The organism is Streptococcus bovimastitidis, from assembly GCF_001885095.1.
Taxonomy (GTDB): Bacteria; Bacillota; Bacilli; order Lactobacillales; family Streptococcaceae; genus Streptococcus; species Streptococcus bovimastitidis.
This window is the reverse complement of sequence record NZ_LZDD01000001.1, coordinates 135169-159645: the sequence shown is the minus strand read 5'-3', so window position 1 is coordinate 159645 and position 24477 is coordinate 135169. Positions and strand designations below refer to the sequence as shown.

Annotated in this window: 23 protein-coding genes and 1 riboswitch; of the genes, 6 read left to right on the top strand and 17 right to left on the bottom strand. The window is 37.6% G+C overall.

Going from position 1 to position 24477, the window contains the following annotated elements:
* Positions 1 to 6: 6 nt before the first annotated feature.
* From A9Q68_RS00790 to A9Q68_RS00780, 3 genes are all read right to left on the bottom strand, one after another.
* Entirely contained in the window at positions 7 to 2250 is a 2244-nt protein-coding gene (locus tag A9Q68_RS00790; RefSeq protein ID WP_083426013.1) for a DNA internalization-related competence protein ComEC/Rec2, read from the bottom strand.
* On the bottom strand, positions 2231 to 2914 hold the full coding sequence (locus A9Q68_RS00785) for a helix-hairpin-helix domain-containing protein (RefSeq protein ID WP_071792761.1): 684 nt from the start codon (positions 2912 to 2914) through the stop codon (positions 2231 to 2233). Before A9Q68_RS00785 ends, A9Q68_RS00790 begins: the two co-directional genes overlap by 20 nt.
* A 78-nt stretch (positions 2915 to 2992) precedes the next feature.
* Positions 2993 to 3733: a lysophospholipid acyltransferase family protein gene (locus A9Q68_RS00780; protein ID WP_071792760.1), complete on the bottom strand. Its 741-nt coding sequence runs from the start codon at positions 3731 to 3733 to the stop codon at positions 2993 to 2995.
* A gap of 138 nt (positions 3734 to 3871) precedes the next feature.
* On the opposite strand from A9Q68_RS00780, the gene A9Q68_RS00775 reads away from it, so the two are divergent.
* Genes A9Q68_RS00775 through A9Q68_RS00765 form a run of 3 tightly spaced genes read left to right on the top strand, consistent with a single transcriptional unit; the run spans position 3872 to position 5119 of the window.
* Positions 3872 to 4648 (top strand): tRNA1(Val) (adenine(37)-N6)-methyltransferase, encoded by a 777-nt coding sequence (locus tag A9Q68_RS00775; RefSeq protein ID WP_071792759.1) that lies wholly within the window; start codon positions 3872 to 3874, stop codon positions 4646 to 4648.
* The gene (locus tag A9Q68_RS00770; protein ID WP_071792758.1) at positions 4645 to 4863 is read left to right on the top strand and encodes a DUF3923 family protein; all 219 of its coding nucleotides are present in this window, start codon (positions 4645 to 4647) and stop codon (positions 4861 to 4863) included. The genes A9Q68_RS00775 and A9Q68_RS00770 overlap by 4 nt, the downstream gene beginning before the upstream one ends.
* The gene (locus tag A9Q68_RS00765) at positions 4853 to 5119 is read left to right on the top strand and encodes a GIY-YIG nuclease family protein (RefSeq protein WP_071792757.1); all 267 of its coding nucleotides are present in this window, start codon (positions 4853 to 4855) and stop codon (positions 5117 to 5119) included. The genes A9Q68_RS00770 and A9Q68_RS00765 overlap by 11 nt, the downstream gene beginning before the upstream one ends.
* A 52-nt stretch (positions 5120 to 5171) precedes the next feature.
* Here the strand turns inward: A9Q68_RS00765 and A9Q68_RS00760 are convergent, their stop codons facing one another.
* Positions 5172 to 7178: a KUP/HAK/KT family potassium transporter gene (locus A9Q68_RS00760; protein WP_071792756.1), complete on the bottom strand. Its 2007-nt coding sequence runs from the start codon at positions 7176 to 7178 to the stop codon at positions 5172 to 5174.
* 129 nt (positions 7179 to 7307) lie between these two features.
* Positions 7308 to 8915, bottom strand: a complete 1608-nt coding sequence (cshA, locus tag A9Q68_RS00755; protein ID WP_071792755.1) for a degradosome RNA helicase CshA — start codon at positions 8913 to 8915, stop codon at positions 7308 to 7310.
* 211 nt (positions 8916 to 9126) lie between these two features.
* Between cshA and A9Q68_RS00750 the strand changes: the two genes are divergently transcribed.
* Positions 9127 to 9903 carry a Cof-type HAD-IIB family hydrolase gene (locus A9Q68_RS00750; protein WP_071792754.1) on the top strand — a complete coding sequence of 259 codons (777 nt, stop codon included), beginning with the start codon at positions 9127 to 9129 and terminating at the stop codon, positions 9901 to 9903.
* A gap of 36 nt (positions 9904 to 9939) precedes the next feature.
* Here A9Q68_RS00750 and A9Q68_RS00745 read toward each other — a convergent pair whose 3' ends face one another.
* The 5 genes from A9Q68_RS00745 to A9Q68_RS00725 form a co-directional block, all read right to left on the bottom strand.
* Complete coding sequence (locus A9Q68_RS00745) at positions 9940 to 10776, bottom strand: hypothetical protein (protein WP_071792753.1); 837 nt, start codon at positions 10774 to 10776, stop codon at positions 9940 to 9942.
* A 53-nt stretch (positions 10777 to 10829) separates the two neighbouring features.
* The gene (locus A9Q68_RS00740) at positions 10830 to 11474 is read right to left on the bottom strand and encodes a DUF6287 domain-containing protein (RefSeq protein ID WP_071792752.1); all 645 of its coding nucleotides are present in this window, start codon (positions 11472 to 11474) and stop codon (positions 10830 to 10832) included.
* A gap of 159 nt (positions 11475 to 11633) precedes the next feature.
* Positions 11634 to 13178 (bottom strand): peptide chain release factor 3, encoded by a 1545-nt coding sequence (locus A9Q68_RS00735; RefSeq protein WP_071792751.1) that lies wholly within the window; start codon positions 13176 to 13178, stop codon positions 11634 to 11636.
* Positions 13179 to 13345: 167 nt separating this feature from the next.
* Positions 13346 to 14038: a TMEM164-related integral membrane acyltransferase gene (locus tag A9Q68_RS00730; RefSeq protein WP_071792750.1), complete on the bottom strand. Its 693-nt coding sequence runs from the start codon at positions 14036 to 14038 to the stop codon at positions 13346 to 13348.
* 99 nt (positions 14039 to 14137) lie between these two features.
* A complete protein-coding gene (locus tag A9Q68_RS00725; protein WP_071792749.1) occupies positions 14138 to 15499 on the bottom strand; it encodes a UDP-N-acetylmuramoyl-tripeptide--D-alanyl-D-alanine ligase in 1362 nt (453 codons plus the stop codon).
* A 130-nt stretch (positions 15500 to 15629) separates the two neighbouring features.
* Positions 15630 to 15720, top strand: a riboswitch (THF riboswitch).
* 40 nt (positions 15721 to 15760) lie between these two features.
* Between A9Q68_RS00725 and A9Q68_RS00720 the strand changes: the two genes are divergently transcribed.
* Positions 15761 to 16318 carry a folate family ECF transporter S component gene (locus A9Q68_RS00720; protein ID WP_071792748.1) on the top strand — a complete coding sequence of 186 codons (558 nt, stop codon included), beginning with the start codon at positions 15761 to 15763 and terminating at the stop codon, positions 16316 to 16318.
* A 38-nt stretch (positions 16319 to 16356) separates the two neighbouring features.
* Here the strand turns inward: A9Q68_RS00720 and A9Q68_RS00715 are convergent, their stop codons facing one another.
* The 7 genes from A9Q68_RS00715 to A9Q68_RS00685 all read right to left on the bottom strand — a co-directional run bounded on the left by A9Q68_RS00715 (position 16357) and on the right by A9Q68_RS00685 (position 23269).
* Positions 16357 to 17403 carry a D-alanine--D-alanine ligase gene (locus A9Q68_RS00715; RefSeq protein ID WP_071792747.1) on the bottom strand — a complete coding sequence of 349 codons (1047 nt, stop codon included), beginning with the start codon at positions 17401 to 17403 and terminating at the stop codon, positions 16357 to 16359.
* A gap of 166 nt (positions 17404 to 17569) precedes the next feature.
* Positions 17570 to 18166 (bottom strand): recombination mediator RecR, encoded by a 597-nt coding sequence (gene recR, locus A9Q68_RS00710; protein WP_071792746.1) that lies wholly within the window; start codon positions 18164 to 18166, stop codon positions 17570 to 17572.
* A gap of 10 nt (positions 18167 to 18176) precedes the next feature.
* Entirely contained in the window at positions 18177 to 20315 is a 2139-nt protein-coding gene (gene pbp2b / locus A9Q68_RS00705; RefSeq protein WP_083426012.1) for a penicillin-binding protein PBP2B, read from the bottom strand.
* A gap of 26 nt (positions 20316 to 20341) precedes the next feature.
* Positions 20342 to 21112, bottom strand: a complete 771-nt coding sequence (locus A9Q68_RS00700) for a formate/nitrite transporter family protein (RefSeq protein ID WP_071792745.1) — start codon at positions 21110 to 21112, stop codon at positions 20342 to 20344.
* Positions 21113 to 21216: 104 nt separating this feature from the next.
* Positions 21217 to 21759 (bottom strand): hypothetical protein, encoded by a 543-nt coding sequence (locus tag A9Q68_RS00695; RefSeq protein WP_071792744.1) that lies wholly within the window; start codon positions 21757 to 21759, stop codon positions 21217 to 21219.
* A gap of 70 nt (positions 21760 to 21829) precedes the next feature.
* Complete coding sequence (locus A9Q68_RS00690; protein ID WP_071792743.1) at positions 21830 to 22348, bottom strand: transcription repressor NadR; 519 nt, start codon at positions 22346 to 22348, stop codon at positions 21830 to 21832.
* A gap of 225 nt (positions 22349 to 22573) precedes the next feature.
* On the bottom strand, positions 22574 to 23269 hold the full coding sequence (locus tag A9Q68_RS00685) for a phosphoglycerate mutase (protein WP_071792742.1): 696 nt from the start codon (positions 23267 to 23269) through the stop codon (positions 22574 to 22576).
* Positions 23270 to 23505: 236 nt separating this feature from the next.
* Between A9Q68_RS00685 and A9Q68_RS00680 the strand changes: the two genes are divergently transcribed.
* On the top strand, positions 23506 to 24441 hold the full coding sequence (locus tag A9Q68_RS00680) for a dihydroorotate oxidase (protein ID WP_071792741.1): 936 nt from the start codon (positions 23506 to 23508) through the stop codon (positions 24439 to 24441).
* The last annotated feature ends 36 nt before the right edge of the window (positions 24442 to 24477 follow it).

The following is a 24477-nucleotide window of genomic DNA, read 5'->3' as shown; positions in this document are numbered from 1 at the left end:
AAGGACTTAGTGGCAAGTTTGCACTTGCCACTGCTTCCAACCAGAAAAACGAATAGCCCCCTGTTGATCCGTTCGATAAACTGTCATTTCTCTTTCTCTAAATCGCTCTAAGGTATCCGGATGTGGATGATGAAAGTGATTATTTTTCCCAGCTGAAACCAAAGCTACTTTTGCTGAAATATGTTTAAGAAAAGCCTTAGAAGAGGAACCTTTTGAACCATGATGACCTGCTTTCAAAATGTCTACTGGTAAGTTGGGGTATTTCTCCATAATATCCTCTTCACCTTCAGCTTCTAAATCACCCGTAAAAAGAAAGTTTTTATCGAGTAATTGTCCATAAAGAGTAATCGAGTCATTATTTTTGCCATCACCAATTTTCCAAGGGTATAAAACCTGTAAATAAGAACCCATAATTGGCAAGCGGTCACCTGCTTTGACGACACTTGTTGGAACTTTTATTTTTTTAAGCCTTGAAAGAAAAGCACCATTCTTTAAACTTCCCTGACTGACTAAAATCTCTTTAATATTAATATGTCTTGCTACAGCTTCCATATCTCCAACATGATCATTATCAGTATGCGTCAAAACCAGTTGATCTATTTTACTGATACCTCGGCTTTTTAGATAGGGTATTAGCGTTCCCTCAGCATTTGCTTCTTGAAACTTCTTCTGCCATGCCTCGTTCCCTTGGAAATGTTGACTTCCTCCGACGTCAATTAAAATAGTTCGATTACGAATATCCCGTATCAATATACTATCTCCTTGACCAATATCAACTATGGTTACTTCATTTGTAAATGGCAGCTTGATGCTAAATGATAAACATAAAATGACTAATCCTATCCCAATAGTCTTCCTAAACTCTTTCATGAAGTGCAAAAAGGAGCCTAGTAGAAAGATTAAAAGTAGAAATTGAAAGCTATTAGGTTTTCCAAAAATAATAGCTTTGCTAAAAATTTGTCCTAAGCTGATAACTAACCTTTCCATTAACATAAATAAGGGATTCAAAGAGCTGAGCTTAAAAATAGGGGTTAAGAGAAAAGCCAGGCAGAGAACGGGTAGAATGAGACTATCAAAGAGTAGGGAAAAGACCGCTGTCAACAGAATAGCTACGGGGTTAAACTGACCAAAGTATACAATTAAGAAAGGTAAGAGGCAAATACTAAGAACAATCGTTTCAACAAGGATTCGTTTCTTCCCTTCATAATGATCACAGCTGATAATTGTGATGAAAAAGGCGTAAGCAAAAGAAAGGATGCCGCCAATACTGTGTAGAAAATTGGGTTGAAAAAAAAACATGAGGAGGAAGGCCAGTGATAGATTATCTAAACCTTTAACATGGAAATTTCTTAAATTTCTTTGCAGCAAACTTCTAATAACAGAAACGCTTAATCCAGTTAAAAAAGCATAAACGATGGAAAAGGGTAAATCAAAATAGGGAAAATGGTCCTTTGGAATACCACTAATGACGAGGACTCTTCGAAATAGATTGAGAAAAAAAGAAACTTGCATTCCTGATAAAGCAAAAAGATGAATGATTCCTAATTGACTATAAATCTGGGTCATTTGACCAAATGATTTATCCAGATAACCAAATAATAACCCCGTCATGTAATCAGACATGGGCTTTGGAAATTGTGTTTGGCAAAGAACAATTCCTTGTCGTCTCCACTTTCTTAAACGCTCAAAAATAGAATTTGCTTTTGAAATTTTTATACTTCTAATGTCACTTATACGAGCGACCCTATATATCCCTAGTTTTTTTAAAAATTCCCTATAGTCAAAGCCTCTAAAATTTCGCATTTGTTCAGCTTTTTCAAGTTTAATAGCTGCAGAAATTAATAGATAATCAGAATTGCGTTTAAAAAAATCCGCTTCATTCTTACTTTTCATTCGATAAAAGATTTTATAATAATTGTCATTATTATCAGAAGCTGTAAATGATATGGAATCACCATTTATGGAAAGACTATCTGGTATTAAGCGAACCTGACTAGGATTTATAACTTGCTTATTCATTGCTTTTTGCTCATTCACTTCTTGCAGAAAAAAATAGCCCATTACAAAAATAAGGAGACAGATAATTTTAAAAAATAACTTAGGATAATTTCTGATCAAATGATAAATTGCTAGTAAATCTACAAGAAACAAAGGCCAACTTGGAAAATGAAAACTGTAAAAGCCCAATAAAAACAGGTAAATGAAATGAATAAGTGGTATAGGAAACTGCTTAGTCAAGACTGATTTCATTTTTCAACTTTTCTATAGTCTTTTTTCCAATTCCTGAAATTTTCAAAAGGTCCTCCAGTTTCTTAAATCCGCCAACAGCTTCTCGTGCCTCGATGATTTCTTGTGCTCTCTTTTCACCAATACCAGGAATCTTTTGCAAATCATCAATACTAGCTCTATTAATATTAACCTTGCCTTTTCCAACTTCTGCTTGAGACGATTCGGAAGATAAATTTTCCGTAAGATTTACTGCTTTTGCTTCCCCTTTTTGAGCCACATAAATAACCGATCCATCACTTAATTTCTGAGCTAAATTAATAGCCTTTGGTTCAGCTGACTCCAAGAGTCCTCCTGCCATTTCAATTAAATCAGCAACACGGCTTTCAAGTGGCAGGTGGTATACCCCTTCTTTCTTAACAGCCCCTTTTAAATCAACCACAATTTCTTGAATAGTCGTCTTATCAGTCCTTACTTTTGATTCTGCTAGCTCAGCTGATGCCTCGCTACTTTTGGCTACAGTATCAAAATTGACATTAGAAGTTTTCTTTTCTAGGGAGCTATTGTCCCCAAAAAAGAAAAGACCCAAAGTGACTAGTAAAGCTAAACTTAAGAAGACAGTTAATAAATTGGTCCAATTAAAGATTTCAGGATATCTATCTTTTAAAGCTAATAGTTTATCTAACATTTTTTCACCTCACTATATTATTCGACTTTTTTGGAAAATAATCTCCGAAAATCAAAAAAAATATCCAAGAGGATATTTTTAAGCTTTATGTTTATCAGGATCCCAAACAAAACTTGCAATAAAGGTAAAGATGAGAGTTAGTAAGAGTACGATAATCAGCACCAAAGCAAGTGGGATACGATAGAGATAGGTTAAAATGTTACGTTTTTTTCCTGTTTGATAAGGTGCATTCTCAGCATCTAAGCGGTTAAATTCCGTTTGAATTCGGTTAGCAACTTCAACAATTCCTTCATCATTCATGCGTTTAATATCCGAAATATCAATCGGATGACCAAAATTCATGTCCACGCGCTCTCCAGCAATTAATCCTTTGAGCGTCATTGGTCCAGTGTAGGCTGCTGGCATAATTTTAACTTTTGCCATTTTAGCAATAACCGCAACGCCACCTTTAACATCTTGAGAATGACGACTACCACTGGGAAACATGACCAAGGACCGGTCTTTCTTTTTCAAAACGTTGACGGGATAACGAATGGCATCCGGCGATGGGTTTTCACGATCAATTGGAAAAGCACCACACATTTTGATCCACCAAGCAAAAAGGCGATTGGTAAATAACTCTTTTTTAGCCATAAAAATAAATTGCTTAGGACGGGCAGCAAAAGCCATATAAACAGGATCCCAAAAGGTCCGATGGGGTGCTACCAAGATATAATTTTCATCCTTATCCAAAATATTTTCTTCATTGTGATAATGGGCATTGCCATTCACAACCCATAAAATAAAGACAACAAGTCCTCGTAAATAAGCGTAAAACACCTGAATCTCCTTTAATCGATTTGACTTTATTTATTGTATCACGAAACTAATGAATGTCAACCTAATCAAACATGCAAAGCTCTAGAGGATACTAAGCAAAGCATTTCTATCATATCCTTTTTCTGCTATAATAAGGCTATGAATGAAAATCTTTTAAAAACTGGCGAGCGCATTGACCAACTTTATTCAGACCAAGTTAAAATAATTCAAAATAAAGATGTTTTTTCTTATTCTATAGATAGTGTCCTCCTCTCCCGTTTTCCAAAAATACCTAGCAGAGGATTAATCGTCGACCTTTGTTCAGGAAACGGGGCCATTGGCCTTTTTGCTAGTCAACAAACGCGAGCACGAATCGTGGAAGTTGAAATCCAAGAAAGACTTGCTGATATGGCCCAACGCTCCATCAAACTCAATCAATTAGAAGAACAAGTTTCGATGGTCCGTGATGATTTAAAAAATCTCCTTGATTACGTTCCTAGATCAGGAGTTGATTTAATTCTTTGTAATCCACCTTATTTCAAAGCTAGTGAAACATCTAAAAAAAATCTCTCTGAGCATTATCTTTTGGCTCGACATGAAATTACTACAAATTTAGAAGAAATTTGTCAAATCAGTCGACACGCACTGAAATCTAATGGTCGTTTGGCTATGGTTCATCGCCCCGACCGTTTCATTGATATTCTAGATTGTTTAAGACAATATGGCTTAGCTCCCAAACGCATTCAATTTGTTTATCCCAAAGTGGGAAATGATGCTAATATGCTCTTAATTGAAGCCATCAAAGACGGCTCTATTGATGGATTAATAATTCTACCACCACTGATTGTTCACCAAGACAATGGAGACTACACTGATCAAATTAAGCGGATTTATTTTGGTTCACATGAAAATGAAAAAGAAAGTAAAAACCTATGAAAAAAAATTTCCTCCTCGGTAACCTCATCTTATTTTGCTTAGTTGTCATTGTTGCACTTTTTTTATGGTTTCGTAATACAGATGGTTCTGGTGCCATTCAAACAACGGCTGCAAAAATGGTCACCGAATTAGTCTGGTTTATCTGCTATTTCATTATCTTGGCCTTGCAAGCTCTCTTTTTATTAATCAAAAAGGCTTTTAGTCATGACAGATAAGGAAGCATATATGTACGTATTAGAGTGTGCCGATGGAACACTTTATACTGGTTATACTACTGATTTAGAAAATAGATTGAAAAAGCACAATGCTGGCAAAGGGGCAAAATACACCCGTGCTCGTTTACCTGTTAACCTTATTTATAGTGAATCTTTTCCAAATAAACAAGAAGCCATGAGCGCCGAAGCACTCTTCAAAAAACGGAAAACACGTCAACAAAAATTAGATTATATCAAAGAGCATCTAAAAAAATAACATTCTTAATCCAAGAAATAAAGACATGAGAACAATTCTCATGTCTTTTAGATTATACTGTTTCAGGTTTTACTTCGACTTCTTTGACTTCTTTGATTGGGAGTTTTAAAATATCTGAAAGTATTAATGGAACTAACTCAACCTTAACTTCAGAATATTGTAAGCCAAACCAACGGGTAGGTGTTGCTGTAAAGTGTTTGATACTTGATTTGGTTTGCATAATGAAACGTTCGAAACCAGTCAATTGTCTAGCTTGAGAGACCCGTTCTTCAATGATGACAAAGCGGAAATCTCCTACTTCACGTCCTGGTGAGATTGAATATTCCTGAACTTGTTTTGGCAAGCGACCACTTTCCATCAAATCTTGAACAATGGTTCTTAGATAACGAGGAACGGTTTGAGGCATTCTAAAGCCAAGGTAAAGTTCTACTTTAACCATATAATCCGTATCCATCATATCAACCTTATATTTAGCTGTATAGGGTTCATCTGTAACTTTTACATTCACAAACCAATAAACTTTAGCTCGTTTTGGTCGTTTGTCTAAGATAGAATAGAGAATGGATTTATCAATCATGTTATCTTTAATACGGTTAGTTAAATAGACAACATTAGTTTGGTACAAATCAATTGATGTGTCATCACGAAGAGCTTTAATTTGATCACGGTAGTCCAAAAGGTTAAGTGACTTAACATACTTGAAGACAATTTTTGTTCCACGATGCCAGATGAACATAAGGGAAATAATAGTCAAAGCAATGATAACAACAACATAGCCACCATGAAGGAATTTAACGGCTGATGCCCAGAAGAAGATAAACTCGATAATGGCGAAGAATGACATGGCTAAATGTGCCAACATTGACTTCATTCCTCGTTTGATTAAATAATAATTTAAGAGGATGGTTGTCATTAACATGGTAATCGTAATGGCTAGACCATATGCAGATTCCATATGTGCTGAATTTCGGAAATAAAGAACTGTACTTGATGTGATTAAGAACAAGACCCAGTTAATTACTGGAATGTATAATTGTCCTAAATTCTCACCCGGATAGGTAACTCTAAAGAGTGGGAAAATTTTCAAGCGCATTGCTTCCGCAACTAGGGTAAATGACCCCGTAATTAATGCTTGCGATGCAATTATGGCTGCCATTGTGGCAAGAATCACGGCGTAAACCCGGAAGTTTTCTGGGACGCTTGCAAAGAAGGGATTTAATTCAATGCCACTATTTTTATTGGCTAAAATCCAAGCACCCTGTCCGCAATAAGATAAGACGATACAGGCTTTTACAAAAGGCCAGCTGACATAGATATTCCCCCGACCAACGTGTCCTAAATCAGAATAAAGGGCTTCTGCTCCTGTGGTAGCAAGGAAAATAGATCCTAAGATAAAGATTCCCCTATGGTTTTCTGGGCTCATTAATAAATGGAGTGCGTAGTAAGGATTAATTGCCCTGAAAATTTCCAAGTGTCCTAAACTGTTAATTAGACCCATAACGCCAAGAAAAGTGAACCAAACTAACATAACCGGACCAAATAATTTACCGATCAAACTGGTTCCAAATCGTTGGATACTAAATAGCATTAAGATTATTACTAATGTGGTTATGATAACGTTGGTTTGATTATTATAAATAGTTTCTATTCCAGGTACTGCCTTTAGACCTTCAATGGCAGAGGTAACTGTCACTGCTGGCGTTAGAGCCCCATCTGATAGCAAGGTAGCTCCACCAATCATTGCTGGTAGAATTAACCATTTGGACATTTTTCGAACCAAAGTATAAAGTGAGAAAATTCCACCTTCGTGATGGTTATCAGCTTTCAAAGCAATCCAAACATATTTAACAGTTGTAATTAAGGTCAATGTCCAAATAATGAGTGAAACTGAACCTAGAATGAATTGTTCAGACATTTGTGTCAAACCACCCTGGTTCTCAACTAATGACTGCATGGTATAGAGGGGACTTGTTCCTATATCTCCATATACAATTCCGAGTGCGATTACAAATCCGGCTTTTGTAGCTTTATCAAAAGACGGGTGATTGGCATTAGACATCCAATCGTCCTCCTAATTTTCATTAAAAATACCAAAAATGGTTGGCACCATTATAACAAATTCTCTCTTAAAAAGATATGAAAGACCAAGAAAAAAAGGAGTTGAAAACGAATTCAACTCCTTTTTTTATTATTCACCTTTATGACGAATGACAAACCCTGAATCTTTTTTATTTGATTTTTTATCTTTATTTAAGAATTCATTCGCATTACGTTTTGGTTTACGTTTGAAGTCACGTCCACCACCGTTTTCGTCGCGTTTATCTTTACGACGGTCATCACGTTTACCACGGTAACCGCCTCCACGACGTTCACCATCACGACCACCACCACGACGATTGTCGCGTCCACGACCACCTTTAGCTGATTTTTTACCACCACCATGGCCACCACCAACATATTTAAATGGTAATGGTTTTTCACGAGCAATCTCAACTTCTGGTTGGTCAGCTGGATCTTGGACAGTTAAGCTTAAGATGTATAAAGCTAACTCTTCAGGTGTAAATTCAGAGGCAAGTTGGATTGCATCGCCTTTAAATTTATCAAAGTTTGAACGAATCGTTTCGTCTGCGAAATCACGTTCAATCTTTTTAAGTGCCACTTTCTTTTTAGCTTGGAAAGCTTCTTCAGCAGTTGCTGGTTTAAGTGGTTTCATTTGTTTCTTAGTGAGGTTTTCAATCATACTCAAGTAACCCATTTCGTTTGGTGAAACGAATGTGATTGATTCCCCTGATTTACCAGCCCGTCCAGTACGTCCAATACGGTGAACATAGCTTTCTGGATCCTGTGTAATATCATAGTTATAAACGTGAGTTACGTTTGAAATGTCTAATCCACGCGCAGCAACGTCTGTTGCTACCAAGATATCAACTTGGTCCCCTTTGAAATCACGAATAACGCGTAAACGTTTATTCTGATCAAGGTCACCATGGATACCTTCTGCACGGAAACCACGTAATTTCAAACCACGTGTAATTTCATCGACACGACGTTTTGTACGACCAAAAACTATTGAAAGTTCTGGTTGATCAACGTCCATCAATCGTGTCATAGTATCAAATTTTTCTTGTTCCTTAACAAGAACGTAATATTGTTCAACATTAACGTTGGTTAATTCTTTATTTTTAATTTGGACATGCTCTGGATTTTTCATGAACTTAACGCCAATTTGTTTAATTGGAGCTGGCATAGTTGCAGAAAAGAGCAGGGTTTGGCGTTCAGCAGGAACGCGGCTGATAATTGCTTCAATGTCTTCTAAGAAGCCCATGTTAAGCATTTCGTCAGCTTCATCAAGGATAAGTGTTTCAACATGGTCAAGTTTTAATGCTTTACGTTTAATCAAGTCAAGCAAACGACCTGGAGTACCTACAACAATATGAGCACCTGATTTTAGGGCTTTAATTTGTTTGTCAATACTTGCACCACCGTATACTGAGCGGACTTTAACACCTTTATCACGACCGAAACGGAAGAGTTCTTCCTGACTCTGAACAGCAAGTTCACGAGTTGGTGCAATAACAAGTGCTTGGATAATATTTTCATCCGTGCGGATCTTATTCAAGGTTGGAAGTCCAAAAGCAGCTGTTTTACCAGTTCCTGTTTGTGCTTGACCAATGACATCTTTTCCTTCTAATGCTAGTGGAATTGTCATCTCTTGGATTGGAGATGCTTGTTCAAAACCTGCTGTTACAACAGCTGATTGGATGTCTTCTGATAAGTTTAATTCTGTAAATTTCAAATGTTTCTCTTTTCTAAAAAAGCAGTGCGAAGCTGCCTTATAAGCCTTTATAGTTCTGTCGTTCAATTAACAACTAAACTATTTTAACACAATTTAATCTAAAAAGATAGGAAAGACCTCATGAAAGTGTTTTTACAAAAGTCATGGTAAAATAGACCTAAGAGTAAAGTGATTTTACTAAAATTAATAGAAAATATAATGGTAAGAATTTATGAACTATAAGGGAATTGTTTTTTTTGACTTAGACGGGACACTACTTGATGCTTCATCTCATGTTTCTTCTGAAAATCGACAAGCATTAGACCAACTTCGTGCCAATGGCTATCTTCCAGTTATCGCTACTGGCCGTTCTATTTTAGAATTAGAAAATGTCTTGGAAGAATCTGGTATCAATTCAGTAGCCATGCTCAATGGTATGGTAGTTCAAGTTAACAATGAGATTATTTTTTCAGAAACAATTGATAATGACGATATCACAAAAACATTGGAGTTGGCCCGTAGCTTAGGAGAGAGCATTGCTTACTATACCCCAGGTGAGCTGGTATTAGCTGGACAATCACCAGGCTTAATTGGTCACTTCAACTATTTCCACGGCCCAATCCCCCGAACCGACCCTAGCTACTACTTAGATGTAGACATCAATATGGTCCTTGTTGGTGGTTCCAACAAAGAAAACGACCATCTTTACGTTGAAGCAGTTCCTAATCTTCGTTTTTTAAGGAATAGTCCCTATTCAATAGACGTCGTAAAAAAAGGATTTAACAAAGGTACAGGCGTTAATATTATCAAACGTGCTTTGAACTTAGATGATGTCCCGACATATGGATTTGGGGATGGAGGCAATGATTTGGACCTGCTCAAGGCTGTTGACCATCCAGTTGCAATGGAAAATGCAATCCCTCAACTGAAAGAATTAGCGGAGTTTATCACCCATAAAAATACAGAAGACGGTATCGCCTTCGGCTTAAAACATTACGGACTTATATAAGAAAAGAAAGACTTCCAAAGGGAAGTCTTTCTTTTCTTATTGTTTTACAAGGCTTATACCACCTAAGGGATAAGAATAGTCAAATTCCGAATTGTTACCTGTTTGCCACAAAACTGGAACAAGACTTGTTCCTTGCAGTTGGAAACCAAAGGTATATTTGATATTAGCCCCACCAATACCGCCAGGAATCATAATTGCTTGGTTATAGCCATTATTACCGACTAACTCATAGTAGCCATTGCCACGATCATAAACACCATTAAAATAGGCAGTTTGAGGTTGAGCATAATGGACATATCCTGACGACTTGTCTACCCGTGTAACAGTTCCATCTGCTGAGATCGTAATTGTTACTAACCAATCAGGATCTGGCTGAACACTCCAAGTCCCAACCAAAGCAGCAGGTATTGGTAAAAGGGTTGGTGTAACAAGAGATTTATCTGCCACATCTTGGCTTTGACTAGTTGTGCTAGTTTCGGCACTTGCATTTGTTTGTGCCTTTTCAGCAATTCCACTTGGCTTCGTTTCTGGTACTACAACTGTGGAGGTATCTATAGTAGTTTTTTCTGAAACAACATTTGCTTGACTAACAGTCTCGCTATTTAGAGTTTGATTTTCTGAGCCTTGGTCTGCTACAACTTGCTCTACTTGTGGGAGAATAATATTATTTTGAAGACTGGAAGTTGTAGCTTTTTTACCGTCAACTTTTTGACTATCCTTTACACCTGCTTTACTTGCGGCTTTTTGATAACTGACTGGAATAGCTTTGTTGTTGAATTGTTCTTGAGCACTCTCTTGATCTTGACCAAGGCAAAGAATACTTGAACACGCCAATGTTAGAACTACTGCACTAATCATAATTTTCTTTTTCATTTTTTCGCTCCTTATTATCCTATTGTTTTATTTTCAAATAGGACTTCTCTCCATTACTGTTTAAAAAATGGATGTTTATCAGCTTCTATGGATTGCCCCATTGTGATGGAATCTTGATTATAGACAGTACCTATATGGGCATTTTTCACTCCAGCTGGTGTAACCAATAAGCCTGCCCCCGTTATACTAGCAAGGTAACAATTTTCATGGATATATCCATTACCAATTTTGTCTTGACCTCTAGTTACTGTACCATCCGTCTGTTTGTAGTCAAGTGTGAAACTGCCGTCAGCAGCAATAATTAAGACTTCCCCTAAATCATTTTTCCAGGTTCCTGCAATTGGGGAATAGTCCTGTTTTTGTAAACTTTTTAGCAAGGTTTGCACTGAACTAACATTTTCATTTACTGTCTCATTAGAAGGGCTTGTAGATTGGCTACTGCTTTCTTGACTCTGAGGCTGATCGGTTTGACTTGTGTTTTGTTGACTAGTATTAATTGTTTCAGATTTAGAAGACTTTGTCTTATCTTCACTTTCGCTTGCTTTTTCTTTTATGGGTTTTGCTTTTTTAACTTGGGTTTGACCAAATTCTTTTTTAGCCTCCGTCTCTTGAGAATTCGAGGACAGCATTTTAAAAGCGAAAAATAGGCTTAACATTATTCCAAGTACTGAAAGTGCAATAACTAATCTCTTTTTCATAATAGGACTCCAAATGTCTTTTTATCTTTATTTCATTTTCATTATAGCACTTAAAAAATTAATCTGCAATACTTTAGTAACATTATTGTAACAAAAGTTACTTATAAGTAATTTAATGACACAAAAAAGCTAAACCTGACTGTTTAGCTTTTAATATGTTTACATTTTTTCTTCTAATTGAACATCTGGATATTTATCCGCAAACCAACGAAGGGCGAAATCATTTTCAAATAGGAACACTGGTTGATCAAAGCGGTCCTTAGCTAAAATATTTCGACTTGAAGACATGCGTTGATCTAGGTCTTCTTCTTTAATCCAGCGAACTGTTTTCTTACCCATAGGTGTCATTACGACTTCAGCATTGTATTCGCCTTCCATGCGGTGTTTGAAGACTTCAAACTGCAATTGTCCGACAGCCCCCAACATATACTCACCAGTTTGGTAATTTTTGTAAAGTTGGATTGCGCCTTCTTGTACCAATTGTTCCATTCCTTTGTGGAATGATTTTTGTTTCATTACATTTTTAGCAGAAACCTTCATAAAGATTTCTGGAGTAAAGGTTGGGAGTGGCTCAAATTCAAACTTGTTTTTACCAACGGTTAAGGTATCACCAACTTGGTAAGTCCCAGTATCATAAACCCCGATAATATCGCCTGCAACGGCATTTTGAACATTCTCACGAGACTCCGCCATAAACTGCGTCACATTGGAAAGTTTAACACCTTTACCTGTACGACTTAAGTTAACGCCCATTCCTTTTATAAATTCACCTGAAACAATCCGAACAAAGGCAATCCGGTCACGGTGACGAGGGTCCATATTGGCTTGGATTTTGAAGACAAAACCAGAGAAATCTTTATCTAAAGGATCAATAACTTTTTCTTCTGTTGTTTTATGGCCATGTGGCTCTGGAGCAAATTCTAAGAAGGTATCAAGGAAGGTTTGAACACCAAAATTAGTTAGGGCTGAGCCGAAAAAGACAGGTGTTAATTCACCAGCAAGAATAGCTTCCGGTGAGAATTCATTTCCCGCTTCTTGGAGTAACTCGATATCGTCAAGAACTTGTTCATAAAAGGGATTATTGGCAAAGAGCTTAGCCCCTTCATCAAATGCGGCAAAGCGTTGATCACCCTTATACAGTTCAAGTCTTTGGTTATGAAGATCATAGAGTCCCTCAAAGGCTCTTCCCATACCAATCGGCCAGTTCATTGGGTAAGAGGCAATACCGAGTACTTCTTCTAATTCTTCTAATAGTTCAAGGGGCTCACGTCCATCACGGTCTAATTTATTAATGAAGGTGAAAACCGGAATACCACGGTGTTTAACAACTTCAAAAAGTTTTTTAGTCTGTGCCTCAATCCCTTTGGCTGAGTCAACAACCATGACAGCAGCATCTACTGCCATAAGGGTACGGTAGGTATCTTCTGAGAAGTCCTCATGCCCTGGAGTATCAAGGATATTAACCCGTTTGCCTGCATAATCAAACTGCATCACAGATGATGTAACAGAAATTCCCCTTTGTTTTTCAATATCCATCCAGTCGGACTTAGCAAAGGTTCCAGTTTTCTTACCTTTTACAGTACCGGCTTCACGGATTTCACCACCAAAATAGAGCAATTGCTCAGTAATTGTTGTTTTACCAGCATCCGGGTGACTGATGATGGCAAATGTGCGTCTTTTTTTAATTTCTTCTTGTATTGACATAGCTCTTCCTTACATACTTAGGCTTCAATTTTATGATCATTTGGCGTCGTTCATGCAACTGATATCTTTTTATACATAGGTCTAGTCCTTCATCTCTTTCTATCAAAAAAGAGTTGAAATTTCGACAACTCTTTTATTATATCGGAATTTAAAGGCTTTAGCAATGACTATCCTTTGCCAATCGGAATCAGGACTTCTTCTGTCATCAAATAGCGCTGGTAGGCTAATTCTACTAGCTTTGCTAAAAGTGTCAAGACAAGCGTGAGTGCCGTAAAATTAAAAATCAGATTGTGACTATGGATTAGGGGTGAATTCATAACAAAACCATAATTGCCCTTTGTTAGAAGATTGACCAAAATCAAGCTTAGGTTGAGGGAGGCTAAAAAGGTTAGGTTAAATCTCACAGAGCTCAATTGGGGTTGATAATGCATTAAGAGATAGGTTAAAGCATTGACCATTAAGGCGTAGTGAGCTAAATAAAAGGCAATATTTGTGGCATGGGTCATTGGATAAGGGTAGAGATCCGGCGATAATAAAGCAAGGATTGGTCCACCAACTCCTAAAAACATGAACAATTGTTTTGCTTTAGTCTTATTCGGAAGTAGAAAAATGGCTAACATACCCATTCGACAATGATATAAAGGTAGGGCTTCGTTGAAGGGGAAACCTTTAAGGATATACCAGCCATAAAGGGTCACTAATAGTGTTAATTGAAGGACTAAAAAGAAATGACGATAACTGGCTTTTTGATAATAACGGATGGTTAAATAAAGTAATATAGGAATCAAAGCAAGTGTAAGCAGATAGAAACTAAGGGGTACTTGAGGGATTCCACTTGGTTGCAAAGCAAAAAAAGTCATAAAGCTCCTTTCTTGATTTTTTCATTATACCCTAATCTTGCTTTGAGGACAAGATGGCGGGCAAACTCATAATCATAAGGAGTTTACGACTTTTGAACATTAGACTAAGTCTTGGACAAGTTGGGCCAAATTCATTGAATTACTGCCTTTTAGAAGTATTTGGTCATGGCTTCCTAGGATTTCTTTAAGATGTTGCTTCATTTGATCAAATTGATCAATCTCATCTGTCTTCTTAAAGAAATAAACTTTGCCGATTGGATACATTTGACTAGCTAATTGCGCTAAACCTTCAATATCGTCACCATAGAAAATTAAGTCTTGGATTTGATCTGGATTTAGAGCTGTTATCAACTGTTTATGTAAGTCTACTGATGTTGGTCCTAACTCTTTCATATCAGCTAAGACAGCAATTTTTTTACCATCTTTATTGGCATCAATTTGGGCAAAAGTTTCTAAGATTAATCGCATAGCAGTTGGATTTGCGTTATAAACATCAGATAAGATATCTGCTCCATTTGCTGCCACTTTCCACTCTGTACGGTTTTTTGTCAGTTGAACATTTTCAAGAGCTTCGATAATGTCTTCCTCAGCAACTGCTAAGAGTTTACCGACATAAGCTGCCAACATGGCATTGGTTGCATTGTATTTACCTGATAGTGGTAAGGTAACAGCTTTGTCTAAAACATTTGTTGTAAAGGTTAGGCTGTTTTTGTTTTCTTGAATGTCTTTAACATAGATTTCTTGTTGGTCACCAAAACGAATAACCATTTGATTTTCAGGCAAATAAGGATCAACAATTGGATCACCTGGCGCTAATAAGATACCATGAGAATCCATGCCTTCAGTGATTTGCATTTTTCCTTCAGCAATTTTTTCACGACTACCAAAGAATTCTAAGTGGGCTTCACCAATAAGCGTCACTACAGCAATGTGAGGCTCAGCAATTTCTGAAAGCAGTTTGATATCACCCATATGGTCTTGCCCCATCTCCAGAACAATTTTTTCAGTATCATCTGGCATATGGAAAATGGTGTAAGGCAAACCAATTTCGTTATTGTAGTTACCTTGTGTTTTATACGTTTTATAAGTCGTTGCGAGAACTGCTTCAATCATATCCTTGGTAGAGGTTTTACCATTAGATCCTGTAACTGCAATAACATCAAGACGCATTTTTTCAATGTAATAATGGGCCAGTTGTTGGAAAGCCTTTAAACAATCTTTGACCAAAACGTAAGGTCTACCTTCAATAACTTTCTCAGAAAAAGTTGCGGCAGCCCCATTTTCAAAGGCCTTTTCAATATAATCGTGACCATCCATGACCCCTTTTAAGGGAAGAAAAAGATCGCCTTTCTCAATTTTACGGCTATCAAATTCAATTTGATACAGGGGAACGTCTTCGAATTCGGAAATAGAATTCTGAGCCTCCACAACTTTGGCAACTTCGTGTAATGATAGTTTCATAATTATTCCTTTTTTTCAGTGACAAAAAATGTTACTCCTATTATATCATATTTCACATGGAAAGTGAGGAGATTTTCAATTGAATCAACTTATGCTATAATCCTTCCTAGAAAGTTTTTGATGACTTTCTAACAGAGTAGATGATTTGCGTCAAGTGTATGTGAATGGGATGTCGTCACATAACGAAGCTTTTAGCGCGGTAAATCATTGCATCCGCTGTTACTTAGTTAACAGCTCCCATTTTATATAAAGGAGCCTTATATGTCACCTATTTTTAATGGACCAAAACTGTCCGTTCAACGTCTAGTATCTATCGCAATGCTAATTGCCTTAACCCTAGTCATTAGTAAATTTTCAATACCAGTTATTCCGCAACAATTGGTTATTAGTTTTGCCTTTATCGGAAATACCATGATTGGCATGATTGCTGGCCCAATTTGGGCTTTTATTTCCCTAGCCCTAGTTGATGTGGTTGATAACCTAGCCAGTGGGTCAGGTAATTTCATCATTTGGTGGACACTAATGGAGGCCGTTCAGGGCCTCTTGTATGGTTTTTTCTTCTACCGGAAACCATTGTCAACAACCAATAAAAAGGATTGGGTCTATGTCAGCATAGCTACTACCATCATCATGTTGTTTGGCACTTTCATCTTTACACCACTTCTCATTCAAATCTACTTCCATGTCCCATTTTGGGCTCAATATGCAGCAGGAAGATGGTTTAAAGTCTTTGAAATCCCTCTTCGTATCATGATCACAATGTTACTAGTGCCAGCACTTCAAAGAATTCCTGAAATCAAAAAATTAAATCAAGCATAAAAAAAGAACAAAGTGTCATCCCCACTTTGTTCTTTTTTTTAAATTAAATGACTTTCGCGTTTTTCAAACATTTCAATAGCTAAAGTAACCAACTCTTCAATGAGGTCAGAATAAGCCAGCCCCATATTTTCCCATAATAATGGGTACATTGACCATTGAGTAAAGCCAGGCATGGTATTTAACTCATTGAGGTAAATCTTGCCATCCTTAGTCATGAAGAAGTCACATCGTGACAAGCCACATCCACCTAGAGCTTTAAAAGCAATTTCAGCATAGTGACGCATTTGCTCAACAATATCATCCTCAATTTCAGCTGGAATGGCCATGGTAATTTTATTATCGATATATTTGGCTTGATAATCATAAAAGGCCACATCCTTAACGACTTCCCCTGGAAGCGTTGATTTAACATGAGTATTACCTAATAGACCGACTTCAATTTCACGCGCATCCACGCCTTGTTCAATGAGAATACGACTATCATATTTTAAGGCCAGTTCAATAGCAACCTTTAAATCACTTTCTGATTCAGCCTTTGAAATACCAACTGAAGAACCCATATTGGCTGGTTTTACAAAAATCGGAAAAGTTAATTTTTCCATGCTTTCTTTTAAACAAGCTTCAAGTGAGTTACCTTCTACAAAAACGGTGTAGGCTACTTGTGGCACACCTGCCGACTCAAGCACTCGTTTAGTTGTAATTTTATCCATGGCAACACTTGACGAAAGGATATTTGTACCAACATAAGGCATTTTCAGAACCTCTAAGAATCCTTGTATAGAACCATCTTCTCCCATAGGACCATGCAAAACTGGAAAAACAACAGCCTGTTCTTCATAGATATCACTAGCCTTAATTTTGGCTTGTTCATCGATAGTTTGGTTAGTCATCAATTTTTCATCTTGAGCAGGTGTTTGACTGAATTCCAGTGTTTTATAAAAGTCACCAGCCTGTGAAATAAAATAGGTTTTTACAAAAAAGCGATCATAGTTAACAGCACGCATAACGCTCTCTGCTGATAAAACTGAGACTTCACGTTCTGCTGAACGACCACCATATAAGACTACTAATGTTTGCTTAGACATTTCTTTTTTCCTATCTGAACTAAATTTCTATTAATTATAACAAAAATTGTAAAGCTTTTCAAAATCAAATCTGAAATAATAAAAGAAGTTGGACTGCTTATCTTCTCTCCACATTTTCTTAGATTTAATCGAAGTTTTCTGGGCAATAAGACATTCCAACTTCTTCTTACAATTCCGTTCGATTTTCGATGGCTCTTAATAGTGTTACTTCGTCAGCATATTCGATATCTGAACCTACAGCTAGTCCTCTAGCTAAGCGGGTTACTTTAATTCCTGCTGGTTTTAGGACTCTGGATATATACATTGAAGTTGCTTCACCATCAGCAGTGGCGTTGGTGGCAATAATGACTTCATTAACTTCACTATCCATAAGACGCGTAATGAGGCTTTTCAAGTTGATATCATCAGGACCAACTCCATTCATTGGCGAAATTAAGCCATGTAAGACATGATAAAATCCGTGATATTCCTGAATTTTTTCCATGGCTGATACATCTTTAGCATCTTCTACGACTAAAATTTTACTCTTATCGCGGTTAGGATCCTGACAAATCGAACAAGGGTCTTCGTCTGTAAGATTACCACAAATCGAACAATAACTTAATTCTCGCTTTGCCGCTAATAGATTTTTAGCAAAGTCATTAACGTCATCGTCATTCATCCCGATGGTGTAAAAAGCTAATCGTGTAGCTGTTTTCACACCAATACCAGGTAATTTAGAATAGGATTCTATTAATTTTGCAATCGGTGTAGGGTATAACACGTCTTCTCCTTTATTGACCTGCTTCTTGAGATAGGTACAAATTAATAATATCTCTTGCCATATGTTGATGGGCTTTTGCTAAGGCATCACTTGAATGAGGGTAAAGAACTGCTACAGCAATCTGCGGATCTGGACTAGGTCCATAAGCAACCACATTTAAGTTAAAGGTTGCTTGGACATTACCGTCCTTATCTTTGTAGTAGGTCTCAGCTGTTCCAGTTTTTCCGCTAATTGTGACCGCCGAACCGGCCAAATCTTTACCTGTCGCATAGGCGCTGCCACTATTAACTACTTGATAAAAACCTTGTTGAATAATGGCCAGCTGTTCGGGTGTCAAAGCGACTTGATTCAATTCTTTTGCAGGTAAGTTGCTCTCTAATTGACCAAGACCCTTGCCGCCATCATTTTTATAGACACCTTCCACCAAATGAGGCGCAAGGCGTTTGCCTCCATTAGCAATGGTTGACACATATTGGGCTAATTGCATTGCAGTATAGTTATCGAACTGCCCAAAGGCTTCGGTAACGACATTAGAAACTGTGTAGTCTTTGGCAAGGTAACCTGTTGACTCACCCGGTAAATCAATACCAGTTGGGGCTCCCAGGCCAAAGCTAGCATAGGTAGCACGTAAAGCTTCCATAGCCTTCTTCATGCCATCAGTCGTCAAGGCCATACCGACATGGTAATCTTGCCCCATCATTTTGAGGGCAATTTGGACCATATAAGTATTTGACGAATATTCCAAAGCTTGAATAGCTGAAATGTTTTGTTGACCGGCCGTAAACCAAGAATTAATGGGCTTAGAATTACCAAACTGGATAGGTTGGTCTGTCAGAATCTGGTCGCCAGCAATAACACCCGACTGCCAGCCGGCTGCCAGAGTCGCACCCTTAACAACGGAACCTGGCGTAAAGACATTGGTAATGGTACCTAGAGCGTTCTTTTCCATTTTACCAGATTCAGGATCACGTTCCAAACCAGACATGGCCAAAATGGCACCAGTCTTAGGATTCATGGCTACTGCATAGGCACCCTCAGAGTAACGGCCATTGCCATTGCTAACTTCTGAACTGAAATATTTTTTGACAATCTTATCAACCCCATCTTGAAAATCAGTTGAAATGGTTAATTTAAGATTTTTCCCGTTTTCACCCTTATGCGTCACCTTATTTGAAACAATCTTACCATTGCGATTGGTTTTTATCTCACGAATTTCCCTTTGCCCCTGCAATTCGGCTTCATATTGTTTCTCTAAATAAGAAGTTCCCACACGGTCATTGAGCGCATAGCCCTTTTTCAAATAATCCGCCGCATCTTCTTGGGGAAGACCAGCCTCGGGACTAGAAACCTTACCAATGATTGAAGTCAGACTAGCATCCTTTGCAACCCGATTCCAATCTTTTGTTAGAGAGATTCCTGGAAGCTTGGCTTTATCGGCTACCAGCATAGCCATCTCTTCTTCTGTTAAATCGCCAGTGCGTAAATTAACAGTATAGAAATTAGCTGCCGCATTCATTTGATCAAAAATGGAAATAATTTTTTCTTCCTCTGGAGAATAATTTAATTCCATCTTCTTAACCGCAGCCACTGCATTTTGATAAATCCGACCTTCCGTTAAACTATTACCAAAGTGATCGGCTTTTTTGGCTTTAGGGAGTTTTTCAACCACCTTGGCGTAAACATCTGGATCTGCCAAATAATAATCAATCTTAGCTCTTTCAGTTACCTTGGTATCTATAAAAGGGACATAGGTTTGTAAATCATGAGCTAATTTCTTTAAATCTGATGCGGAAACCGCCGGACTTCGAGTAAAAGCAATCGCATCCTTGACATCATTGTCGACCAGGAGCTTGCCTTTTTGGTCAAAAATCATTCCCCTAGGTTTGGATGTTTTAACACGGTAAATAGTTGAAGCCTTTAATTTAGCATCGTAAAATGCTTTATCTTCTATCTGCATTTGCGATAGTCGTAAGACTAAAGCAACAAATAATATAACAATAATTAAAAATAATAAGTTGATTCTTCGAGGTATACTTGCCTTCTTTTTAACAATAATCGATGATGAAACTTCTTTTTTGATGACACTACCTCCTTTTGAAACGTCGCCTACTATTTTATCATATTTTACAAAAATAAGACCGAGAATCATTTCTCGATCTTAAAATTTTATGTATCCTAATCATGCTCAGGATGATGAAAAGCTAGGTAGTAAAAGAGACTAACAAAAACAGCTCCACCAATAATATTTCCAGCATAAACAAAGGTGAAATTTTGAATGAATTGTAACCAGTTGGCTCCACCTTCAAAAATGGCAGCTGGAATAACAAAGGCATTGGCCACACTGTGCTGGAAGCCCAAAGCTACGAAAGTCATAACTGGGAACCAGATGCCTAAAACTTTACCACTAGCATCACCAGCCCCATAGTTAAGCCACAAGGCTAAACCGACAAACCAGTTACAGCCAATACCTGAAACAAAAGCTTGAAGGGGACTAGCCGCAATTTTAGCCTGAGCAACATGAAGCACTTCTTCTTTAAAAATACCTGATGACGTCAGACCTAAGAAATGACCAAAAACAAAGGCTACAAAGAAAGCACCTATGATATTGAAGATGGTAATAGTTACCCAATTTAACAGTAAGTCTTTCAAAGAAATTTTTTTAGCAAAGAAAGTCGCTGAAACAGCCATCATATTACCGGTAATTAATTCACCACCCGCCATCAGAATAATGATTAAACCGATTGGAAAAGCGCAGGCTCCTAAAATACTTGAGAAGGCACCGAAAGTTTCTAAACCGCTAGCAGCAATCCGGACATAAAGGAGATAGCCTAGACTAATCATTGCGCCACCTATAAATCCTAAGATAGCTTTAGCTAAGAAAGATTTCTCAATTTTATGATGACCAATTGCAATCGTCGCGTTTAATATTTCTTCAGGACTTTTCATAATTACCTCAATATTACCTCAATTTTTGTTATAGATTTCACAATACTGTATAAGTATACCAATTTCTTAAAAAAATGCAAGCCCTTTCCAGGGCTTGCATCCTATTAATTGGTGGCAATTTTTAAGCCTAACTTTTTGGTTAAGGTCACCCATAACCACGAAGCTAAGAAAAAGTCGACCATGCCATGAATTAAGGTTCCTAAGCCGACAAGTCCAAGAATAGACCAAATGTAAGACATTTCAGTATGGGCTGTTCTAGTCATCAGTAAAACAACTAAAAATTCAGCCAAGGCATGAATCAGATTGATAATCAGGGCAAAAGGTACTAATTGTAAGGGATTTTGTAAGATTTCAGGACGCTTTTTGATAAAGGCTGCTGCTATCCCCGCAAAAGCTAAATGGGAAAAAGCCCGCATCACGATCACAATTGGAAAGCCTGCTAAAAAGAAACCCAAAGTTGTTCCTAAAGCCACAAAAATAGCAACTGGAAGCGAAATAAATGTGGCTAAGAATAAAGGCAAGTGACTAGCCAAAGTAAATGAAGCTGGTCCAATGATAATCTTAATAGGCATAATCATCGGAATCAAGATACCAAATGCAACCAAAATTGAAGCATAGGCAATGGTTTGAGTTGGTTTTTTTGTCATTATAATCTCCTTTTTATATAAATGACATTATAACCAAAAACATTACAGGTGTCAAGACACCTGTAATGTTTTAATTTTGATAGAGAATTCCCGCTTCTAATAAGTCTTTTTTTATCTTTTCAAAACTAGCCTGGTCTTTACAGGAAATCAAGTGACTGTGAAGGCCGTTAGTCAATGAAGATAATAATTCCGCCTGTGACTTCTTAACTTTTTTGATAAAGTCGACAATGTCTTCCTGACTTCTGATATTAAGAGGGGCTGTTAACATGCCATAAATGGGATGTTCCACTTCTACCGTCGAAACAATTCCCCCATTAGCTACAATAATGGACAGCTCTTCAAAAGTTTGCGCCTCAGTGTGTTGGCAAACTAAGCGGGCCGTAAAGGCATTTGAATAAAGCGATTTGCGCATTAAATAGCCTTTAGGCGTTGAGATAATATCATTCTGCGACGCCCTCAATAAAGCCACATCGCCCACAATAACTTGACGACTGACCTGCATTGTCTTAGCTAATTGACTAGCTGAAATTGGCTCCTCTTGATCCTCAAGAATAGCCAAAACTTCTTGTCTTCTTTGCTCTGCTTTCATCTCATACCCTTTCACTGCTTTCTTGCATTCTATCTTACCACATTTTCCTTTTCTGGACTATGCTTTAAGCAATCACGGAGCCCTCAAAAGAGTAGTTCCATTCATTTTCTCTTTTTATTGTCAAGTCAGCTGTGATCCTTTGGGATTCCCTAAAATAGAATCAAGGTAAGATTTTAGAGCAAGCTCAATGTCACAAAAAAAGCCCTCAAGTGAGGGCCTCTCATATTAGTCTTTGCCTAAGTAGTACTCAGCAGTAACATTTAATTTTTCGTCAAATTCGAAAACAAGTGGTGGGAAGTTAGGGATTTCAACATCCATAATTTCGTCATCGTTTAAGCGTTTGATGTGTTTAACAAGAGCGCGGATTGAGTTACCATGTGCTCCGATGAAAACATTTTTGCCGTCAACTAAAGCTGGCGCAATTTTGTCTTCCCAGAAAGGTAAGGCACGTTCTAAGGTTACTTTTAAGTTTTCAGCATCTGGAATAACTGAGTTATCTAAATGTGCGTAACGACGGTCTGTATGAGCAGAATGCTCGTCATCTTTAGCCATGTCTGGAGGCAATACATCGTATGAACGACGCCAGATGTGAACTTGTTCATCACCAAATTGTTCTGCTGCTTCAGCTTTGTTTTTACCAGTCAAACCACCATAGTGACGTTCGTTTAAACGCCATGATTTTTCAGTTGGTACCCACAATTGGTCTGAATATTCAAGAGCAAGGTTAGTTGTTTTGATAGCACGTTTAAGAACTGATGTGAAAGCAAGATCAAATTCGATACCAGCTTCTTTAATCAATTTACCTGCATCAATAGCTTGTTGAGTTCCTTTTTCTGAAAGATCAACATCAGCCCAACCAGTGAAAAGGTTAGCTTTATTCCATTCTGACTCACCGTGGCGAGCGAAAACCAATTTAACCATTAGTTAATTCTCCTTTTATTTAAGGTTTTACACCTTTTTACAGTTACTATTTTACAAAAATTAGACTAAAAAAGCTAGTCCATAACAGATAAAATTGAAAAGAGAATGTAAAACAAATGAAAGTGTTTCATTGTTCGGGAATTTAGTTGACTTTTCGAAATTTTTTTAATTTTTCTTGCCAAGCTTATGCCCAAGTGATAGAATAGAAAAAATTTGTCTAAATTCTGGAGGAAATCATGGTATCTACTGCTACGCAAATTGCTGGTTTTAACTTTGACAACTGCCTAATGAACGCTGCCGGTGTTTATTGTATGACCAAGGAAGAATTATTAGAGATTGAGGCATCTGCTGCCGGTTCATTCGTAACCAAAACCGGAACCTTGGAAGCCCGTCAGGGTAATCCCGAACCACGCTACGCACCAACTACTCTTGGATCCATTAATTCCATGGGACTACCAAATATGGGCTACGATTACTACTTAGATTTTGTTCTTGACTTAGAAAAAGAGCCAAATTCAAAAAATCACTTCATTTCAGTTGTCGGTCTTTCACCAGCAGATACCCATACCATCCTTAAAACTCTTGAAGCTTCAGCTTATCAAGGACTTGTCGAACTGAATTTATCATGCCCTAACGTTCCAGGAAAACCACAAATTGCCTATGACTTTGAAACAACCGAAAATCTATTAACAGAAATTTTTGCATACTACACAAAACCACTCGGTGTTAAGTTACCCCCTTATTTTGATATCGTTCATTTCGATCAAGCGGCCGCTGTCTTTAACAAATTCCCACTTGCCTTCGTCAATTCGATTAACTCAATCGGTAATGGACTGGTTATCAATGAGGAGACTGTTATCATCAAACCTAAAAATGGATTTGGTGGTATCGGTGGTAATTACATCAAGCCAACAGCACTAGCCAACGTCCACGCTTTCTATCAACGCCTCAACCCTTCCATCCAAATTATTGGAACAGGTGGAGTTAAGTCAGGACGAGATGCCTTTGAGCATATCCTCTGTGGAGCAAGCATGGTCCAAATCGGCACAGCTTTACAAGAAGAAGGACCAGAAATCTTCACGCGCATCACTGAAGAATTAAAAGCTATCATGAGCGAAAAAGGGTACGAAAGCCTTGAAGACTTCCGCGGGAAATTACAGTATTTAGACTAAGACAAAAGACAATCATATCAGATCCTTAATAGGGTC

Excerpts from the sequence above, each read along its gene's own strand:
- A9Q68_RS00680 (WP_071792741.1), top strand. The coding sequence starts at position 23,506 with ATGGTATCTACTGCTACGCAAATTGCTGGTTTTAACTTTGACAACTGC.
- A9Q68_RS00690 (WP_071792743.1), bottom strand. The coding sequence starts at position 22,348 with ATGAAAGCAGAGCAAAGAAGACAAGAAGTTTTGGCTATTCTTGAGGAT.
- A9Q68_RS00745 (WP_071792753.1), bottom strand. The coding sequence starts at position 10,776 with ATGAAAAAGAAAATTATGATTAGTGCAGTAGTTCTAACATTGGCGTGT.
- A9Q68_RS00765 (WP_071792757.1), top strand. The coding sequence starts at position 4,853 with ATGACAGATAAGGAAGCATATATGTACGTATTAGAGTGTGCCGATGGA.
- A9Q68_RS00725 (WP_071792749.1), bottom strand. The coding sequence starts at position 15,499 with ATGAAACTATCATTACACGAAGTTGCCAAAGTTGTGGAGGCTCAGAAT.
- A9Q68_RS00785 (WP_071792761.1), bottom strand. The coding sequence starts at position 2,914 with ATGTTAGATAAACTATTAGCTTTAAAAGATAGATATCCTGAAATCTTT.
- A9Q68_RS00695 (WP_071792744.1), bottom strand. The coding sequence starts at position 21,759 with ATGACAAAAAAACCAACTCAAACCATTGCCTATGCTTCAATTTTGGTT.
- A9Q68_RS00730 (WP_071792750.1), bottom strand. The coding sequence starts at position 14,038 with ATGACTTTTTTTGCTTTGCAACCAAGTGGAATCCCTCAAGTACCCCTT.
- A9Q68_RS00775 (WP_071792759.1), top strand. The coding sequence starts at position 3,872 with ATGAATGAAAATCTTTTAAAAACTGGCGAGCGCATTGACCAACTTTAT.
- A9Q68_RS00770 (WP_071792758.1), top strand. The coding sequence starts at position 4,645 with ATGAAAAAAAATTTCCTCCTCGGTAACCTCATCTTATTTTGCTTAGTT.
- A9Q68_RS00740 (WP_071792752.1), bottom strand. The coding sequence starts at position 11,474 with ATGAAAAAGAGATTAGTTATTGCACTTTCAGTACTTGGAATAATGTTA.
- A9Q68_RS00735 (WP_071792751.1), bottom strand. The coding sequence starts at position 13,178 with ATGTCAATACAAGAAGAAATTAAAAAAAGACGCACATTTGCCATCATC.
- A9Q68_RS00715 (WP_071792747.1), bottom strand. The coding sequence starts at position 17,403 with ATGTCTAAGCAAACATTAGTAGTCTTATATGGTGGTCGTTCAGCAGAA.
- A9Q68_RS00750 (WP_071792754.1), top strand. The coding sequence starts at position 9,127 with ATGAACTATAAGGGAATTGTTTTTTTTGACTTAGACGGGACACTACTT.
- A9Q68_RS00685 (WP_071792742.1), bottom strand. The coding sequence starts at position 23,269 with ATGGTTAAATTGGTTTTCGCTCGCCACGGTGAGTCAGAATGGAATAAA.
- A9Q68_RS00700 (WP_071792745.1), bottom strand. The coding sequence starts at position 21,112 with ATGAAAAGTCCTGAAGAAATATTAAACGCGACGATTGCAATTGGTCAT.
- pbp2b (WP_083426012.1), bottom strand. The coding sequence starts at position 20,315 with ATGATTCTCGGTCTTATTTTTGTAAAATATGATAAAATAGTAGGCGAC.
- A9Q68_RS00760 (WP_071792756.1), bottom strand. The coding sequence starts at position 7,178 with ATGTCTAATGCCAATCACCCGTCTTTTGATAAAGCTACAAAAGCCGGA.
- A9Q68_RS00790 (WP_083426013.1), bottom strand. The coding sequence starts at position 2,250 with ATGAAATCAGTCTTGACTAAGCAGTTTCCTATACCACTTATTCATTTC.
- A9Q68_RS00720 (WP_071792748.1), top strand. The coding sequence starts at position 15,761 with ATGTCACCTATTTTTAATGGACCAAAACTGTCCGTTCAACGTCTAGTA.